The sequence below is a fragment of the Nocardia sp. NPDC056611 genome (assembly GCF_042792755.1).
In the GTDB taxonomy this organism is placed as follows: Bacteria; Actinomycetota; Actinomycetes; order Mycobacteriales; family Mycobacteriaceae; genus Nocardia.
In genome coordinates, this window is record NZ_JBHTVV010000003.1 from 864,430 (window position 1) to 881,488 (window position 17,059).

The following is a 17,059-nucleotide window of genomic DNA, read 5'->3' on the forward strand; positions in this document are numbered from 1 at the left end:
CCGTGACCGCCAGCAAGGACGCGGCGGATTTTCCCGCCGTAGGTGACGCCGCCGACCATGCCAGCCTGCTCGAGGCGCTCGGCGTAGACGTACAGCCGGAGCTGTTGCGCCTCGCGCTCACGCACCGGTCGTACGCCTACGAGAACGGTGGCCTGCCGACCAACGAGCGCCTGGAATTCCTGGGCGATTCGGTGCTCGGCCTGAGCATTACCGAGCGCCTGTATCTGGAGCACCCGGACAAGTCCGAGGGCGAACTGGCGAAGCTGCGTGCGAGCGTTGTCAACATGCACGCGCTCGCCGAGGTCGCTCGCGGGCTCGGGGCCGGCGGTCTCGGCCGCCACCTCCTGCTCGGTAAGGGCGAGGAGCTCACCGGCGGCCGGGACAAGCCCAGCATTCTCGCCGATGGCATGGAGTCGTTGCTGGGTGCGGTGCACCTGCAGCACGGCATCGATGTCGCGCGGGAAGTGGTGCTGCGCCTGTTCGCCGCTCTGCTCGAGCGCGGTCCCCGGATGGGGGCCGGGCTCGACTGGAAGACGAGCCTGCAGGAGCTGACCGCCGAGCGCGGCATCGGCGTGCCCAGTTATGAGATCACCTCCACCGGACCCGACCACGACAAGGAGTTCACCGCCACCGCGGTGATCGGCGGGCAGGGTTACGGCCAGGGGGTGGGCCGCTCCAAGAAGGAAGCGGAGCAGAAGGCCGCTGGCGCGGCCTACCGGTCGTTGAACGCCGATAACGTGCCAGAGGGCACCGTGGCGGACGGCTCGCAGAGCTAGATGCCCGAACTTCCCGAGGTCGAAGTCGTCCGGCGCGGACTCACCGAGCATGTGGTGGGCCGCGTCCTGGACAGCGTCACCGTCAAGCACCCGCGTTCGGTGCGGCGGCACGCGTTCGGCGGGGACGATCTCGCCGCCCGGTTGACCGGTCTGCGCGTCGACGCCGCGCACCGGCGGGGGAAATTCCTGTGGCTCACCTTCGACGAGCCCGACACCTCCCTCGTCGTGCACCTCGGCATGTCCGGGCAGATGCTGGTCCAGCCCGCGTCCGCGCCGCTCGAGAAGCACGCGCACATCATCGCCACTCTCGACGACGGCAATGAACTCCGTTTCGTCGACCAGCGCACCTTTGGCGGCTGGCAGCTCTCCGACCTGGTCGAGGTGAACGGCACCTGGGTCCCGGAATCCGCGGCCCACATCGCCCGCGACCCCCTGGACGAGCGTTTCGACGCCGACGCCGTGGTGAAGACCTTGCGCGGCAAGCACTCCGAGATCAAGCGCCTCCTGCTCGACCAGACCGTCGTCTCCGGCGTCGGCAACATCTACGCCGATGAGGCGTTGTGGCGAGCGAAGATCCACGGCGAGCGCCCCGCCGCGAACCTGACCCGCCCCGCGCTGCACACCCTGCTCGCCGAGACCCGCACCGTCATGGACGAGGCCCTGCGCGCGGGCGGCACCTCCTTCGACGCCCTCTACGTCAACGTGAACGGCCAGTCCGGCTACTTCGAACGCTCCCTCAACGCCTACGGCCGCGAGGACGAGCCCTGCCGCCGCTGCGGCGCCCTCATGCGCCGCGAGAAGTTCATGAATCGCTCCTCCTTCTCCTGCCCGCGCTGCCAGCCCCGCCCCCGCGGCTGAGGATCGTGGAGCGAGCGAAAGGGGGAAAGTTCATGAAGCGTTCGATTAACGCGAGACTGCGCCGTCAAGGGCGGTTCCGCGCCTGAGACCAGCAGGTTTTCTTTCGAGCCGGGCAGTCCGACTATCTCAGACCCGGCCTGTCGCTCAGGTTCAGGCGCTACCTTTTCAGTAGCGGCACGCGTGGTGCCGGCTGGAGGAAACACATGCGCAAACTGACCTACTACGTCGCGGCCACCATCGACGGATTCATCGCCACCGATGACGGCTCGGTCGACTTCTTCCCGGTCGGGGGTGATCACGGGCCCGCGATCATGGCGCAGTATCCCGAGACGCTGCCGACCAAGGTTCGTCAGGTGCTCGGCGTCGACAAACCGTGCCAGAACTTCGACACCGTGATCATGGGGCGCAAGACCCACGACTTCGGCGTGCGGACCGGCACGTCCAGCCCGTACTCGCATCTGCGGCAGTTCGTGGTGTCCACGACGCTGCCGGAGAGCCCCGCGGCCGGGGTGGACCTGATCTCGGAGGATCCGCTCGCGCGGGTGCGGGAACTCAAGCGGGAGAAGGGGCTCGGCATCTGGCTGTGCGGCGGCGGTGAGCTCGCCCAGACCCTGCTGCCGGAGATCGATCAGGTGTTCCTGAAGCTGTACCCGATCGTGCTGGGGCATGGGCGGCCGCTGTTCGGAGCCGCCGGACGGCTGCCGGAACCGGCCAAGTTCCGGGTGCTCACCAGCCGGATCTTCGAGGACGGCGTGGCCTTCCTCAAGTACAGCCGGATTCGCTAGCGGTCAGAGGATCGCGAACGCGACCACCAGGCCGATCGAGAATTGAGCGGCCGCCACCACCAGGGACTCGGTGCTGAATTCCGGCTTCTTCAGCAGTTCGCCGATATCGATGCCGATCACGAATTCCAGCACTCGCACCGAGATCACCTGGGCCACAATGCCGACCAGGCCGAAGACGGTGGCGGCCAGCAGCCCCTCGGACAGCTTGCCCGCCTGCGCGTAGATGGCCAGTACGACGATCAGCGCCATGCTGATCATGGCCGACGCGCTGACGACGACGGCGTTGGGCAGGCCGCGCGACACCATGGCGCGCAGCGGGCCGGGGGTGGTCACGTCCACGGCCTGGAAGCCGATCAGCATGAGCACCAGGCCGAGCAGGGCGTAGGCCAGGATGGCGCCTACGCCGCGGCCGAGTGAATGCCAATACCCGGCTTCGAGGGCGAGAGCGGTGGTCATCGGTGGTCCTCCGAGGTGTGGTTACTGCGGGATGCGGTGCGGGACGAAGGTGGAGCTGTCATCGGTGATGAGGCCGACGGTCTCCCGGATGCCCAGCCCCGCGGACGTGTCGCCCACGATCCAAGCACCGAGTACCGGTCGCATACCGTCGAATTCGGGCAGCGGGTCCAGCAATTGGTAGACGTAGCCCTCGTCGCCGTAGACGCCGCCGGTCGCGGTCTCCAGGCCGGCGCCGACGATGGTCATGTTCGCGCCCTCGCGGCCAAGTTTGGGCTTGCGAATGTACTCGGTGAGCTCGTGCGGGTCGTCGAGGTAGGTGGGCAGCAGATTGGGGTGGCCGGGGTACATCTCCCACAGCACCGCCAGGATCGCCTTGTTCGACAGCAGCGTCTTCCACAGCGGTTCGATCCACATGGTCTCCGGCAGCGACTCCACCACGCGGCGGCCGAAGTCGTCGTCCAGCGCCCATTCCCACGGGTACAGCTTGAAGATCGCCTCGATCGGGGCCTCGGCCAGATCCACGAAACGATCCAGCTCCGTGTCGAATCCGACCTCCTCGATGGGCAGGGCGATGGTGTCGAACCCGGCCTCGGCGGCGGTCTCCTGCATGTACGCGGTGGTGACGTTGTCCTCGCCGGAACCGTCCGAACCCGACCAGGTGAAGTGCAGCTGACTGCCCGGCAGGTTCTCGCGCAGTTCACCCCAGCGCTCGACCAGCTTCTCGTGCAGGGAATTCCACTGATCGTCGTCGGGGTGGGTGTCGGTCAGCCAGTGCCACTGCACGATCGCCGCCTCCAGCAGGGAGGTGGGCGTATCGGCGTTGTACTCCAGCAGTTTCGCCGGGCCGCGGCCGTCGTAGCGCAGGTCGAAGCGGCCGTAGACGTGCGGGTCGGAGCGGTGCCAGGACTTGGTGATGTGCTCCCAGCTCCATTGCGGCAGACCGAAATCGGCGAATCGCTCCATGAGGACGACCTGTTCGACCGCGTGCAGGCACATCGAGTGCAGCACCTCGACCTGCGCCTCCATGGCGAGGATCTCGTCCATGTCGAACTCGTAGTGCACCGATTCGTCCCAGTAGGGCCGCGGCAGGCCGTCGGGGTACTGCCCGGGAGAGCCGTAGACCAGACCCTGACCCTCGATGATCCGCTGCCAGCCCGGCCGCGGAGTGCTGCGAACCCGCCGCACTAGGAACCTCCACCGATCTTCGCTCCGAGGCCGCCGCGCTGAATCGTGCTGCCGCTCTTGGTCTTCACTGTCGCGCCCTTGGGGGCCACCGTGGTGCCACCGGTGGGCGGGCGCCCGATGGTGGTGTTGCCGCCGTAGTAGTAGCGGTAGGAGTGGCCCAGGTAGATGAACGTACTGGTGTGCGTTCCGGGATGCCCGCCGGATGTGGCGCTCGAGCAGTAGTTGTCCGGGACCACGATCTCCTGGTTGTCGCGGTCGGCGGTCACGGTCTGCCCGTTGCCGATCGGCACGATCTCGCCCTTGTCGGCGACCACCGTGCAGGACGCGGTCACGTCGGGTCCGCTCCATGCCGAGGCCACCAGGTAGCCGCCGCCGACCAGCGCCGCGATGCCCGCCACGGCGGCCCCGCCGATCAGGATCCGCTTCTTCTTGCGCTGCTTGGCTTCCGCGGCCTCCGCCTCGGCCTGCTGCTGCTCCTCGGCCCGTTTGCGCGCCTTCTCCCGGGCTCGCACCTCGGCCACCGTCGGCGGGCGCGGCTGCGTGATCCCGGCTTCCTGCGAGATGATGCTCCCGCGCCGCGGCGGCTGCGGAACCGCGGGCACCGGTGGTGCGTCGGGTTCCAGCGAGGGCATCGGCAGGGTGAACGGCGGCTCGACGCCGGGCGGCGGGGTGACCGCGCCGAGCGGGGCGGCGCCGGGGCTGCCGAAAGTGCCCGCGCCGCCGGGGGATTCACCGGCGAGCGGAGGGGTCGGGTACGGTCCGCCCGCATCCGGCGGGGTCGCGGACGCTCCGGATAGTGGCGGCGTCGGATGGCTCCCGCCACCGGGCTCCCCAGCGGGGAACCGGAGCGTCGGCGTGGGACCCGAAGGCCCGGAACCGGACTCGCTGGGCGAATCGGACGTGGCTGCGGGCTCGTCGGTCGCGGTGTCCTTGTCGCCGCGGGGTCCGCCGGGCATAGGAATGGTGGGGTCGGAGCCCGTGCGCGCGCGAATGGTCGGGGCGTTGCGGTCGCTGCGCGGCGGGGTGGGCGTATCCGGCGTCGGCTCGGCCGGACTGCCGGAAGCGGCGGATTCGCTGGGAGGACTGGGGGGTTCGGACGGCTGCGCGGGGTCGGGGGTGGGACGGTCCGGGTTGTCCGGACCGCCGGGACGGTCAGTGGCCATTCGTCGACTCCGTGGGCTCGCCGCGCGTTAGCGTTCTTCGAATCCTGTCATTCCGCCCGCGGCGGTACCCCAGTCTTCCACCACCAGGCTTACCCGTCCCGGTGTTGTACCGGAACGTAGCAGGCCGAGTAGCGATTCGCAGGCATCGCGGGGGCCTTCGGCGATGACGTGCACGCGGCCGTCGCGATGATTGCGGGCGTAACCGGTCAGGCCGAGCTCCAGGGCGCGGGCACGGGTCCACCAGCGGAAGCCGACGCCCTGGACCATGCCGTGCACCCAGGCGCTGAGCCGGACCGGGTCGTCGCTCATTCGTCGACGCGGAAGGTGAGGTTGACCGTGGTACCCGCCTTGAGCGTGCGGCCGACCGTGCATACCTTGTCGATGGCGCGCTGCGCGGCGACCAGCAGCCGCTGGCGTGACTCCTCGTCGAGTTCGCTGAGGTCGAGCTCGACCTCCTCGTTGAGCTCGGGGTAGAGCTCGTTCTCGCGGTCGGCGTCGCCGGAGACGTGGACGGTGGCGTCGAAGGAGTCGCCCAGGCGGCGCGCGAGGGTGAAGTCGGCGCTCAGGCCGGTGCAGCCGGCGAGCGCGATCTTCAGCAGCTCACCCGGGGTGAATGCGCCCGGCACGCCCGCGGACGCGATCAGCACTTCGCCGCCGCGGTTGTTGCGGCCGGTGTAAGCGCGGGTGCCGGTGCGTTCGGCCCAAAGCTTGACCGGCTCGGCCGCCGGGTCGATGGCGGGGGTCTGCGGTGCGGCGATCTGTTCGGACATGGGTCAAATCCTCCCATTTTGGTCACCCGGGACGACCATCTGGTCGCCGATCGTTCGGAACACCGAGGTGGTCAGCGGAATTCCGCCACCAGCTCCGGTGTGACCTGGGTCAGGCTGTCGGCGACGTAGGCGGACGCGGCGAGCGCGTCGGCGGCGGGCGGGTATTTCGGGTGCGGGACGGCGATCACCGTCATCCCGGCGGCGTGCGCGGCGCGCAGCCCGTTGCTGGAATCCTCGATCGCCACACAGACGCCCGGGTCCAGGCCGAGGCGGGCGGCGGCCTCGAGGTAGCCGTCGGGAGCGGGTTTGCCGCGCTCGACCTCCTCGGTGGACACCGTGGCCGCGAACAGGTCGGTGACGCCCATGTGGTCGAGCACCACGTCGATGAGCCGGCGCGGGGAGGAGCTGGCCAGGCCGAGGGTGTAGCTCGCGGCCAGCCGGCGCACGGTGGCGACGGCGTCGGGCATGAGCGGGAGGTGGTCGGCGTAGCGGGCGGCCATGCGCGCGATGACGTCCTCGGCGACCTCGTCGGGGGTGCGGCGGCCGTCGAGCAGGTCCTCGCTCAGGTATCGCGACCATTCCGCGGTGCTCATCCCCATGAACCGGTCCTGGGTGTCAGGCAGCCAGCGCCCGCGCATCTCGTCGATGTACTCGCGCCGCACCTCCTCCCAGATGGGTTCGGTGTCGATGAGCACACCGTCCATGTCGAACACGATCGCGGCAACAGACATGGCGTCCATGGTGGTTCATGGCGGTCCACTGACTGGGACCGCCCTCCGGAACCGCGCCGCCGGATCGCGTCCGGGATTAGCGTCCGAAGCGAAACAGGCATACCCGCAAGTGAATACCGAGGTGGACCGTGGGCACGGTCAGCGACATCTATGACCCCGAGCTGTATGTGGCGGGACCGATCCACGAGATCTTCGCCGAGCTGCGGCGCACCGATCCGGTGCACTGGCAGGAGATGCCGGGCGAGCCCGGGTACTGGGCGATCCTCAAGCACGCGGACGTGGCGCACGTGGCCCGCCATCCGGAGTTGTTCTCCGCCGAGGTCGAGGGCGTGATCCTGGAGAACCAGCCGCCCGAACGGCTCGAGCAGACCCGCAACATGCTGCTCATGATGGACCCGCCGCGGCACACCGAATACCGCAAGCCGCTGGCCGAGCATTTCAAGGCGCGGGTGGTCGGCGATATGGAGGATCGCGTCCGCGAGCTCACCGTCGCCCTGCTCGACAGTGTCGACGGCGATGTGGAATTCGTGCACGATGTGGCGGGCGTGCTGCCCAGCCAGGTGGTCGGCGGCCTGTTCGGGATTCCGGCGGAGGACTGGCCGAGCCTGCGCCGCTGGGCCGAACAGTCGGTCAGCCAACAGGATCCGGACCTGGTCGGCGATTTCGACGTCACCGCCGAGCTCACCAATATGGCCATCTACGCCATCCAGTTCTCCATGGCGCGGCGCACCGAGCCGCCGAAGGAGGATCTGACCTCGCTCATCCTGGCCGGTTCCTTCGGCGGAACCGCCATGTCGGATCTGGAGTTCGGCAGCTTCTTCACCCAGCTGGTCACCGCGGGCAACGACACCACCAAGACCATGCTCTCGTCGGGACTGCAACTGCTGATGCAGCACCCCGAGCAGCTGGCGGCGATGCGCGCGGACCCGTCGCTGATTCCCGGTGCGGTGGAGGAGATCCTGCGTTTCGCCAACCCGCTGCACTACTTCCGCCGCACCGCCACCGCCGACACCGAGATCGGCGGTGTCCCGATCAAGGCGGGCGACAAGGTGGCCATGTGGTACACCTCCGCCAACCGCGACGAGGACGTGTTCGCCGATTCCGGCAGCTTCGACATCCGCCGCAACCCCAACCCGCACCTGTCCTTCGGCCTGGCCCAGCACTTCTGCCTGGGTGTGCACCTGGCGCGGCTGGAGGGCCGGGTGTTCTTCGAGGAGCTGCTGGTGCGCTTCCCGAAGCTGGAGCAGACCGGCGAGGCGCGCCGCATCCGCTCGAACCTCAACAACGGCCTCAAGTCGTTGCCGGTGCGCATGACCCGGTGAGCGCCACGCCGCCGACGCGCTGAACACGCGGCAGCCGTCGCGAATGCCCGGCCACTGTTCGCGCGCCCATCACCGCGCGGACGCCCGGCCGTCACCCGCCCCGGCGAATCTGGCCGCACCCCGGGGAATTCGCCGTCGTGACCGAACCCACGCCGGCCCTGCCGAACCCCGGGGCTGCGAACAGGATCAGGGAGCTCCCGGGGAGCTCCCTGATCTTCTACGGCTGGAAGCGGTAACCCATGCCCGCCTCGGTGAGCAGGTGTTTGGGCTGTGAGGGGTCGTCCTCGAGTTTGCGCCGGAGCTGGGCGAGATAGACACGCAGATAATGGGTTTCGGTGGCGTAGGACGGGCCCCACACCTCGCGCAGCAGTTCCCGGCGGCCGACCAGTTTGCCCTGGTGGCGGACCAGCATCTCCAGCACGCCCCACTCGGTGGGGGTCAGGTGGACGTCGCGGCCGTGGCGGGTGACCTTCTTGGCCGCCAGATCGACGGTGAACGAGGCGGTTTCGATGACCGGTTCCGAGGTGTCGGCGGTGACGGCCGAGCGGCGCACGGCCGCCCGCAGACGGGCCAGCAGTTCGTCCATGCCGAACGGTTTGGTGACGTAGTCGTCGGCGCCCGCGTCCAGGGCCTCCACCTTGTCGGAGGAATCGGTGCGGGCCGACAGCACGATGACCGGGGTGGTGGTCCAGCCGCGCAGCCCGCCCAGCACCTCGATGCCGTCCATATCGGGCAGGCCGAGGTCGAGAATGATGACCTCGGGGTGCTTCTCGGCGGCGGCGCGCAGGGCGGCGGCGCCGGTGGAGGCGGTGGTCACCTCGTAGCCGCGGACCGACAGATTGATGCGCAGGGCGCGCAGGATCTGTGGTTCGTCGTCGACCACCAGCACTTTGATCGGCGCTGCCGCCGCGTTGGTCACCTGTTCTCCTCGGTCGTGTCCGCGGGTTCGTCGCCCCCGGGTAGATCTATCACCATGGTCAGGCCGCCACCGGGGGTGGGTTCGGCGTGCACCACGCCGCCCATGGCGTCCACGAATCCGCGCACCACCGACAGGCCGAGGCCGACGCCGGTGGAGGTGTCGCGATCGCCGAGCCGCTGGAAGGGCTCGAAGAGCTGATCTTCCAGGCCGGTCGGTACCCCGGGCCCGGTGTCCACCACCGTGATCGCGACCCGCCGGCCGACCTGCTCGGCAGCGACCCGCACCATCGAATCCCTGGGGGAGTAGCGGGCCGCGTTGTCGATCAGGTTGGCCAGGACCCGTTCCAGCAGACCGGAATCCGCGTACACCGCGATGGTGCCGACATCCACCTTGACCCGGTCCATGGTGGTGCGGCGCATGCCGCGGGTACCCATCCCCATGAGCGCGTGATGCACCACCTCGTCGAGGTAGACCTTGCGCATCTGCGGCGTGATCACCCCGACCGCCAGGCGCGAGGAGTCCAGCAGATTGCCGACCAGGGCGGTCAGCTGATCCACCGATTCCTCGATGGTCTCCAGCAATTCGGCGGTGTCCTCGGGGGAGAACTCCACGTCGTCGCTGCGCAGGCTCGACACCGCCGCCTTGGCCGCGGCCAGCGGGGTGCGCAGGTCGTGGCTGACCGCCGACAGCAGCGCGCGGCGCAGCTTGTCGGCCTCCATGACCGCCTGGGCCGCACTGGCCTCGGCGCGCAGCTGTTTCTGCTGCACCAGTCCCGCCGCCTGGTTCGCGACCGCGCCCAGCACCAGGCGGTCTGCGGACGTCACGGCTCGTCCTCGCAAGAGCAGCCAATGCATGTCATCGCCCGCCTCCACCGCGGTCTCGGCGTCGCCGACCTTGGTCGGCGGCTGATCTCCCACCGACGCGATCACCTCGTCGTCGGTGACGAGGCCGACCGCGTCCTGGCCGTAGGTCTCCCGGGCGCGTTCGAGCAGATCCTGCAGGTTCGCGCCGTGCAGCACCGAGCCCGCGAACAGGGTCAGCAGCTCGGCCTGGCGAGAAGCCTTGCGCGCCTCGAAGGTTCGCTTGGCCGCCACATCCACCAGCGCCGCCACCGCGACCGCCACCAGCAGCAACACCACGATGGTGAGGAAGTTGTCGAGCTGGTCGATGGTGAGGCTGTAGCGGGGCTGGGTGAAGAACCAGTTCAGCAGCACGCCGGACAGCAAGGCGGACAACGCCGCCGGAGCGACGCCGCCCAGCAGCGCCACCGCGATGACGCCGATGAAGAACAGGGCGCTCTCGCCGCTGAGATCCAGCAGTTGGTCGAACCAGAAGTAGATGACCGCGCAGATCAGCGACGGCACGAGGACCGCCGCCGACCAGGAGCCCAGTTTGCGTTCGCCCCGAGTCAGCGCGGACCAGCGGAAGCCGCCTTGGTTGGATTCCTCGTGGGTCACCATGTGGACGTCGATCTTGCCGGACTCCTGCACCACGGTGGCGCCGATGCCCTCGTCGATCATGCGCGCCCAGCGCGACCGCCGGGAGGTGCCCAGCACCAGCTGGGTGGCATTGACCTGCCGGGCGAAATCCAGCAGCGCGGTGGGGACGTCCTCGCCGGTGACGGTGTGCAATTCGGCGTCGAGTCCGGTGGCCAGATCGCGCAGACGGTGGAGACGTTGCGTCGAGACTCCGGCCAGTCCGTCGCCGCGCACGATGTGCAGCACGATCAGCTCGGCGCTGGATTTGGCGGCGATGCGGCTGGCGCGCCGCACGATGGTCTCCGACTCCGGGCCGCCGGTCACCGCCACCACGACGCGTTCGCGCGCCTCCCAGGTGGTGGTGATCTGGTGGTCGGCACGGTATTTGGCGAGCGCGGCGTCGACCTGGTCGGCCAGCCACAGCAGCGCGAGTTCGCGCAGCGCGGTCAGATTGCCGGGCCGGAAGTAGTTGCGCAGCGCGGCGTCCACCTTCTCGGCGGCGTACACGTTGCCGTGGGACATTCTGCGCCGCAGCGCTTCCGGGGTGATATCGATCAACTCGACCTGGTCTGCGGCGCGAACCACCCAGTCCGGCACGGTTTCCCGCTGCACCACGCCGGTGATCTGCTCGACCACGTCGTTGAGGCTCTCGAGGTGCTGCACATTGACCGTGGACACCACGTCGATGCCCGCGTCGAGCAGGTCCTGCACGTCCTGCCAGCGCTTCTCGTGCTTGCCGCCGGGAATGTTGGTGTGCGCCAGCTCGTCCACCAGCACCACGGCGGGATGCCGCCGCAGCACCGCCTCGACATCGAGTTCGGGCAGCGTCGCGCCGCGGTACTCGACCAGCTTGGGCGGGATGCGCTCGAGTCCGGCGAGCAGTTCGGCGGTCTTGCTGCGGCCGTGGGTCTCCACGACGGCGGCCACCACGTCGCGGCCGCGTTCCAGCCGTCGATGGGCTTCGGCCAGCATCGAGTAGGTCTTGCCTACGCCGGGCGCGGCCCCGAGGTAGATGCGTAATTGGCCGCGTTTCACTCGTCCATCATCGCGCGGGGTGCGCGGATGTCCTGCGGTGCCATGCGGACGGGTTCGCGGGCGGCTTCGGCGTTGGCCATGGCGCGCAGTATGAGCGCGCAGCCGATGAACCCGAAGATCACCATCAGGGTGACGGCGACGTGCGGCACGGTGTCTCCTTGGATGTGTACGGCGATCGCCCCGGCCGTGGCCGGGCTCCCCACTTCATACCTCCGATGCTGGTCAAGTCCCCGATCCTGACGGTTTCTTTACGGGGTGTGTCGGGTTGTTGACGTCATCCGAGCGAGCGAGTCCGCCGTGGCCGCTCCCTACTGGTGTCGCCCATGCGCTCGTTTCGGAGCGATACCCTTGAACAGGAGGTCTGGTGGAAAGGTGACGATGCGGGGCTACTACGGTACGAGGTCGCATCGCGCGTAGCCGCCGTGTAATCGCCTGGGGCTGATCTGGAGCTGCCGATGCACGAGCCGATCGATCTGGTCGATTCAGCTGAACGAACCCGCACAGCGCTCGCCACTGTCGTGGCACTGTTTTCAGAGGCTTGGGCATCCGGGTTCCCACCCGACCTGTCGGCATATCTACCCGGTGAACCGGTTGATCGGCGGACGATATTGATCGAACTGATCAAGATCGACCTCGAATACCGCTGGCTTCGTCATCACTTTCCCAAACGGCTGACCGAATATCGTGCGGAATTCGCGGAGCTGCAGAATGGTCCGCTGCCGGCCGAGCTGGTCTACGAGGAATTCCACGCCATGCGCCGCGGTTCCGCCGCCGCCGATGCGACTGCCACGCGTGCCGAGGCCACTGCCATGGCCGGCCCTGAACCGGCATGGCTCACGAGTGATTACCGCAGCACGATGATTGCTCGTCCTCGTGCCCAAGTAGTTCTCGACGCCATCGATGTCGGCGAGCGTATCGACGATTTCGACCTCCTGATGAGGATCGGATCCGGTGCCTTCGCCCAGGTGTATCTCGCTCGGCAGCAATCGATGCAGCGACTGGTCGCGGTCAAGATTTCCCACAATCACGGCATCGAGCCGCAGACCCTCGCCCAACTGGACCACGACTACATCGTGCGCATCTACGACCAGCGGCTGATCGCCGATGGCGAGCTGAAGCTGCTCTACATGCAGTACCTGCCCGGAGGAACACTGCTCGATGTGCTGCGCTGTCAGCGCGCGAGACCCGCGGAACACCGCAGTGGGCAGCTGCTGCTCGATGCCATCGACGAGGTACTCGCGGCGAAGGGCGAGGTTCGGCCCACCGAATCCGCCGTTCGGACCCGGACCGCGGCACTGACGTGGCCGGAGACCGTCGCCTGGCTGGGCCGCCGACTTGCGGACGCGCTGCAGCATGCGGCCGAACGCGGGGTGTTGCATCGAGACATCAAACCCGCGAACGTGCTGCTGAGTGCTGAGGGAATCCCCAAGTTGGCCGACTTCAATGTCAGCTCCAGCAACCGCATCAAGGGCACGAGCCCCCTGGCGTACTTCGGCGGTTCACTGGCGTACATGTCGCCCGAACAGCTCGAGGCCTGCCATCCGGACTTGCCGGCGACCGCCGCCGACCTCGACACTCGAAGCGACATCTTCGCGCTGGGTGTCATGCTGTGGGAGCTTCTCACGGGCCGCCGCCCATTCGCGGACGAGGCGTCGGCCGGCGAGTCGGAGACATCGCTGGCCCGCATGCTCGAGCTGCGGCGCAAACCCGTCGAGCCGGAGTTCCTGTCGGAGCTTCCGCCGGATTGCCCGATGGCGCTGCGCCGAGTGCTGTTGAAGTGTCTGTCGCCCAACCGCGAAGACCGCTACTCGTGCGGCACGGAATTGGCTCAGCAGCTCGACTTGTGCCTCGAGGACAGGGCCCGTGACCTGGTCTACCCACCGCCGAACAGTTGGCGGGCACGACTTTCCCGACAGCCCACCCTCATCCTGTGGTCATCTTCGCTGGTCGGCGTCAGCCTGGCTCATATCTATGGGGGCGTGCACATGCGGGCACTGCTCGCCGACCACCTGACCGATGCCACCATCATGCAGCTCCTCAGGGGCGTCATCGTTTTCGAGCTCTGTGCCCTGCCCTTGTCCGTCCTCGTCTACGTGTACATGTCGCGTGATCTGCTCGCGGTTCCGCGCGGCTTGCGCCATGGCAGACGCTACGACGAGGTAATGCTCGCGCGGGTGCGGTCGCGAACACTGTTCTGGGGCGACCTGTGTGCGATGAACACTCTCCTGTTCGCGGTTCTCGGGACCGCGATGGGGGTGGTGCTGCTCATCCGGTTCACCGACCTCCCGGCGCGGATGGTGGTCCACGCGGTGACGACCGTTCTGGTGATGGGCACCGTCTCGGTTGCCTACACGTTCTTCCTTTCGACGTTCTACGTCGTCCGCTGTGTTTATCCCATCTACTTGCGCCGCGGCCGTACCACGGCGGATGACTCCGCCGATCTTCGCGCGCTGCGTCGCAGAACCACGGCCTATCTCGCGGTGACGGCATCAGTGCCGCTGGTCGGGGTGCTGGCCGGATTCACCACCCTCGAACCGGAGGAGCTTCCGCTCGTGCGCGATTCGGTTCTGGGGTTGTGCGCGGCCTCCGGGCTCGCATTCGTCGCCGTCTACTGGTTGTTCCGCAAGCTGCACGCAGACCTGCGCGCGCTCGAGCGGGTGGTCTAGCAAATCAGCCACGGCCTGCCCGAGGTACGGCCGTGTCCCATGTTGTTGACAGGATCCGCGCGGGATTCGAGACAGGCCATGGCGTTCAGCCGAAAATAGCTACCGATCAGCTATCGTTCGTGACGCACGTGTCCATCACCGGTAGTCAGGGGAGCGTTTCCAAGTCGAATCCAGCGAGAGGGTGGTCGAATGGCTCGTCGGTATGGAGGATCCCGGACCCGCGCGTCGCGACGCGCCCTGGTGCCGATCGTCGGCGCGATACCACTGGCCGTCGCCGTGACCTGCTCCATCGCCACCGCCGAGGCAGCGGCGCAACCCGGCGACCCGGCCCCGGTGCTTTTCGAGCAGCTGCAGAACGGCCTGGCACAGCCCGGCGTGCCGGCGATTCCCGCCGCCGTCCTCGATCAGGCGAAGAACGCCGCGGCCGCCGCTCAGGCCGCCGTCGGCGACGGACTGCACCCGGTCCCCGTCGCCGCCGGCTACTCGGACAACGCCACCAACCTGAACGTGGGCAGTGGCGCCGCCGGTCTGATCATCGGCGCGGTCCTGGGGACGGTATCGGGCGCCGTGGTCGGGGCAGTGCCGGGAGCGCTCATCGGGGCTGCGGCCGGTGCGGCCGTCGGCGGGGTCGCGGGTGGCCTCGCCATGGGTATTCCGACCCTGGGAGTGGGTGCGCCCATCGGGATCGGGGGCGGCGCCCTCGCGGGGGCCGGCGTCGGTGCCGTGATCGGTGCGGTGCTCAGTGCGATCGTGGCCGGTGTCACCATCGGCGCCATCAGCGCGGCTGTCGGTTACGAGCTCGGCGCGGCCACCGGGATCGGCAACGCATTGCAGGGCGGCTGAGGGAGCGACCGGCCGCGGTGCCGGCGGGATCCGGGCGGGCCGGAAAAGACCAACCGGTACCAGATCTCGCGTAGGCAGTGTGGGAACCCTAAGCTGACGTCCGTGAATTCCGGGCGGGCAATGGTCGACGGGCGTTTCGAGTTGATCGAACCACTCGGCAGCGGTGGCATGGGCACGGTGTGGCGCGCGTACGACGTGGCCCTGCACCGTGAGGTCGCGCTGAAGGAAGTGAAGGCCGAGGGCGAGGCCACCGCCGCCGAGGTGCAGCGCGAACGCGTGCTGCGCGAAGCCCGCGCCCTGGCCCGCATCACCCACCCCAATGTGGTGGCGATCCACCACATCGTGGACACGCCCGCCGAGCAGCATCCGTGGATCGTCATGGAGCTGGTCGCGGGCGGCTCGCTCGGGGACCGGCTCGGCGACGGGCCCATGACGCCCGCGCACGCCGCCCTGGTCGGCCGCGGCATCCTCGCGGGCCTGCGCGCCGCCCACGCCGTCGGCGTCCTGCACCGCGACGTGAAACCGCCGAACGTGCTGCTGCGCACCGACGGTTCGCCCGTCCTCACCGATTTCGGCATCGCCGCCGTCAACGACCTGACGGGGCTCACCTCCACCGGCAGCGTCGTCGGCTCCCTGCCCTACGTCGCCCCCGAACGCCTCCAGGGCCACGAGGGCAACCCCGCCTCCGATCTCTGGTCCCTCGGGCTGGTCCTGTTCGCCGCCGTCGAGGGCTACCAGCCCATGCGCCGCGACACCGACGTCGCGACCCTCGCCGCCGTCCTCATGGGCTCGGTCCCGGCCCCGCGGCAGGCCGGACCGCTCACCCCGGTCCTGCAAGCCCTCCTGGTCCCCAATCCGGGCCACCGCCCGCCCGCCGACCAGATCGACCGGATGCTCTCCCAGGTGATCGCCACCGGCGACACCGCCCCGGAACAGGTTGCGCACCACCAGTTCTCGGGCTCGCACGGCACGGTCACCTCCCCCCAGGATCTGACCCCGCCACCCCAGGCGTTCCAGACGTTTCCGGTGACCCCGCAGCCCCAGGCCTACGCGACGGTGGCTCAGCCCCAGCCGTTCGCGGCTGCGGCCCAGCCGCAGCCGTTGCTGACGACGCCGCCGGGATTCGCGACGACCATCCCGCACCCGGGCGGCTACACCGCTCCGCAGGCGTTCGTTCCGATGCCGCCGAACCCCACACCCGTTGCGCCGCAACGCAATGCGCGACCGTGGATCTTCGCCGGTGTCGCCGTCGGCCTGGTGGTCGCCGTGGCCGCCGCCATCGCCCTGTGGCCCTCGTCCGACAGCCAGGGCGGGGTGAGCCTGCCGACCGGCCAGACCGATCCCACCGACATCATCCTGAGCAGCGGGGTCGCGCAGCCCACGATCATCGCGCCCACCACCGCCAAGGGCGCCCCCGCCGTCGATCTGCTGACTCCGGACGGAGTCCGCAAGGCCATCGCGGCACTGGAGAAGGTCACCGGCGGAAAGCAATTCACCGAAACCACCATCTATCCCGAACACGTGTCCTCCGGCGCACCCGTCGCGACCGAGCCCAACCACTACGACACGTTCAGCTACAGCAACGGCGCCGCCAAACGCGACGGCGTGGGCGGCCAACTCACCGGCAAAACGCTCGATCTGAGCTCTATCAACTGGGATATCCTCCCGGGCCTGCTGGCCGAGGCAACTCAGAAACTGAAGGTCTCCAACCCGACGACTCGCTACATCATCGTCGACACCGACGGGACTTTCAGTGACGGGCGGCAGGTCCTTCGCGTCTACATCGACAACGTGTACAACGACGGCGGCTATGTCTCCGCGAGCCTGGACGGAACCATCCTCAGGGTGCTCGGGCGCTAGGTCATCGGGCTGTCCGAGGCCTGAGACAGCAGGTCCTGACAGTTCTTTGATGGACCTGGCCGGTATGTGGACGACATCCGTACGGCCCCCGGAGCGACGCTGTAAGTGGAGCGTCAAGGCGACCGGGCGGTCCGCTAAGAAGGCGTAAAGGCCCTCGGAATCGGGGCTGACGGGCGCTTGACTCACTCCGGCGCGTCTTGGGACGCGCCGTT

16 protein-coding genes are annotated in these 17,059 nt (G+C 68.6%); 7 read left to right on the forward strand and 9 right to left on the reverse strand.

From position 1 onward, the window contains the following. Nucleotides 1-2: 2 nt before the first annotated feature. The 3 genes from rnc to ACFRAQ_RS20515 all read left to right on the forward strand — a co-directional run bounded on the left by rnc (nucleotide 3) and on the right by ACFRAQ_RS20515 (nucleotide 2,419). Nucleotides 3-776, forward strand: coding sequence for a ribonuclease III (rnc, locus tag ACFRAQ_RS20505; protein ID WP_379101780.1), 774 nt, complete (start codon nucleotides 3-5; stop codon nucleotides 774-776). Next, nucleotides 777-1,634 (forward strand): bifunctional DNA-formamidopyrimidine glycosylase/DNA-(apurinic or apyrimidinic site) lyase, encoded by an 858-nt coding sequence (mutM, locus tag ACFRAQ_RS20510; protein ID WP_379101783.1) that lies wholly within the window; start codon nucleotides 777-779, stop codon nucleotides 1,632-1,634. 203 nt (nucleotides 1,635-1,837) lie between these two features. Further along, complete coding sequence (locus tag ACFRAQ_RS20515; protein WP_379101785.1) at nucleotides 1,838-2,419, forward strand: dihydrofolate reductase family protein; 582 nt, start codon at nucleotides 1,838-1,840, stop codon at nucleotides 2,417-2,419. A gap of 3 nt (nucleotides 2,420-2,422) precedes the next feature. Here the strand turns inward: ACFRAQ_RS20515 and ACFRAQ_RS20520 are convergent, their stop codons facing one another. The 6 genes from ACFRAQ_RS20520 to ACFRAQ_RS20545 all read right to left on the reverse strand — a co-directional run bounded on the left by ACFRAQ_RS20520 (nucleotide 2,423) and on the right by ACFRAQ_RS20545 (nucleotide 6,724). Next, nucleotides 2,423-2,875, reverse strand: a complete 453-nt coding sequence (locus tag ACFRAQ_RS20520) for a DUF350 domain-containing protein (RefSeq protein ID WP_379101787.1) — start codon at nucleotides 2,873-2,875, stop codon at nucleotides 2,423-2,425. Between the two features lie 21 nt (nucleotides 2,876-2,896). Continuing rightward, complete coding sequence (locus tag ACFRAQ_RS20525) at nucleotides 2,897-4,060, reverse strand: glutathionylspermidine synthase family protein (protein WP_379101789.1); 1,164 nt, start codon at nucleotides 4,058-4,060, stop codon at nucleotides 2,897-2,899. Beyond that, nucleotides 4,060-5,223, reverse strand: coding sequence for a hypothetical protein (locus ACFRAQ_RS20530; protein WP_379101791.1), 1,164 nt, complete (start codon nucleotides 5,221-5,223; stop codon nucleotides 4,060-4,062). The genes ACFRAQ_RS20525 and ACFRAQ_RS20530 overlap by 1 nt, the downstream gene beginning before the upstream one ends. 27 nt (nucleotides 5,224-5,250) lie before the next feature. Next, nucleotides 5,251-5,532 (reverse strand): acylphosphatase, encoded by a 282-nt coding sequence (locus ACFRAQ_RS20535; RefSeq protein ID WP_357279096.1) that lies wholly within the window; start codon nucleotides 5,530-5,532, stop codon nucleotides 5,251-5,253. After that, nucleotides 5,529-5,993, reverse strand: a complete 465-nt coding sequence (locus ACFRAQ_RS20540) for an OsmC family protein (RefSeq protein ID WP_379101793.1) — start codon at nucleotides 5,991-5,993, stop codon at nucleotides 5,529-5,531. Before ACFRAQ_RS20540 ends, ACFRAQ_RS20535 begins: the two co-directional genes overlap by 4 nt. Nucleotides 5,994-6,064: 71 nt before the next feature. After that, complete coding sequence (locus tag ACFRAQ_RS20545; protein WP_379101795.1) at nucleotides 6,065-6,724, reverse strand: HAD family hydrolase; 660 nt, start codon at nucleotides 6,722-6,724, stop codon at nucleotides 6,065-6,067. A gap of 128 nt (nucleotides 6,725-6,852) precedes the next feature. Here ACFRAQ_RS20545 and ACFRAQ_RS20550 point away from each other — a divergent pair, with 128 nt between their 5' ends. After that, complete coding sequence (locus ACFRAQ_RS20550; RefSeq protein ID WP_379101798.1) at nucleotides 6,853-8,046, forward strand: cytochrome P450; 1,194 nt, start codon at nucleotides 6,853-6,855, stop codon at nucleotides 8,044-8,046. Between the two features lie 217 nt (nucleotides 8,047-8,263). On the opposite strand, the gene ACFRAQ_RS20555 is transcribed toward ACFRAQ_RS20550, so the two are convergent. Genes ACFRAQ_RS20555 through ACFRAQ_RS20565 form a run of 3 tightly spaced genes read right to left on the reverse strand, consistent with a single transcriptional unit; the run spans nucleotide 8,264 to nucleotide 11,627 of the window. Beyond that, on the reverse strand, nucleotides 8,264-8,965 hold the full coding sequence (locus ACFRAQ_RS20555; protein ID WP_379101800.1) for a response regulator: 702 nt from the start codon (nucleotides 8,963-8,965) through the stop codon (nucleotides 8,264-8,266). Then, nucleotides 8,962-11,478: an ATP-binding protein gene (locus tag ACFRAQ_RS20560; protein WP_379101802.1), complete on the reverse strand. Its 2,517-nt coding sequence runs from the start codon at nucleotides 11,476-11,478 to the stop codon at nucleotides 8,962-8,964. Before ACFRAQ_RS20560 ends, ACFRAQ_RS20555 begins: the two co-directional genes overlap by 4 nt. Continuing rightward, nucleotides 11,475-11,627, reverse strand: coding sequence for a hypothetical protein (locus tag ACFRAQ_RS20565; RefSeq protein WP_379101804.1), 153 nt, complete (start codon nucleotides 11,625-11,627; stop codon nucleotides 11,475-11,477). Before ACFRAQ_RS20565 ends, ACFRAQ_RS20560 begins: the two co-directional genes overlap by 4 nt. 306 nt (nucleotides 11,628-11,933) lie before the next feature. On the opposite strand from ACFRAQ_RS20565, the gene ACFRAQ_RS20570 reads away from it, so the two are divergent. From ACFRAQ_RS20570 to ACFRAQ_RS20580, 3 genes are all read left to right on the forward strand, one after another. Beyond that, the gene (locus tag ACFRAQ_RS20570) at nucleotides 11,934-14,144 is read left to right on the forward strand and encodes a protein kinase (RefSeq protein ID WP_379101806.1); all 2,211 of its coding nucleotides are present in this window, start codon (nucleotides 11,934-11,936) and stop codon (nucleotides 14,142-14,144) included. Nucleotides 14,145-14,333: 189 nt separating this feature from the next. Next, nucleotides 14,334-14,987, forward strand: coding sequence for a hypothetical protein (locus tag ACFRAQ_RS20575; protein ID WP_379101808.1), 654 nt, complete (start codon nucleotides 14,334-14,336; stop codon nucleotides 14,985-14,987). Nucleotides 14,988-15,089: 102 nt separating this feature from the next. Continuing rightward, nucleotides 15,090-16,847: a serine/threonine-protein kinase gene (locus ACFRAQ_RS20580; protein ID WP_379101810.1), complete on the forward strand. Its 1,758-nt coding sequence runs from the start codon at nucleotides 15,090-15,092 to the stop codon at nucleotides 16,845-16,847. Nucleotides 16,848-17,059 lie beyond the last annotated feature (212 nt).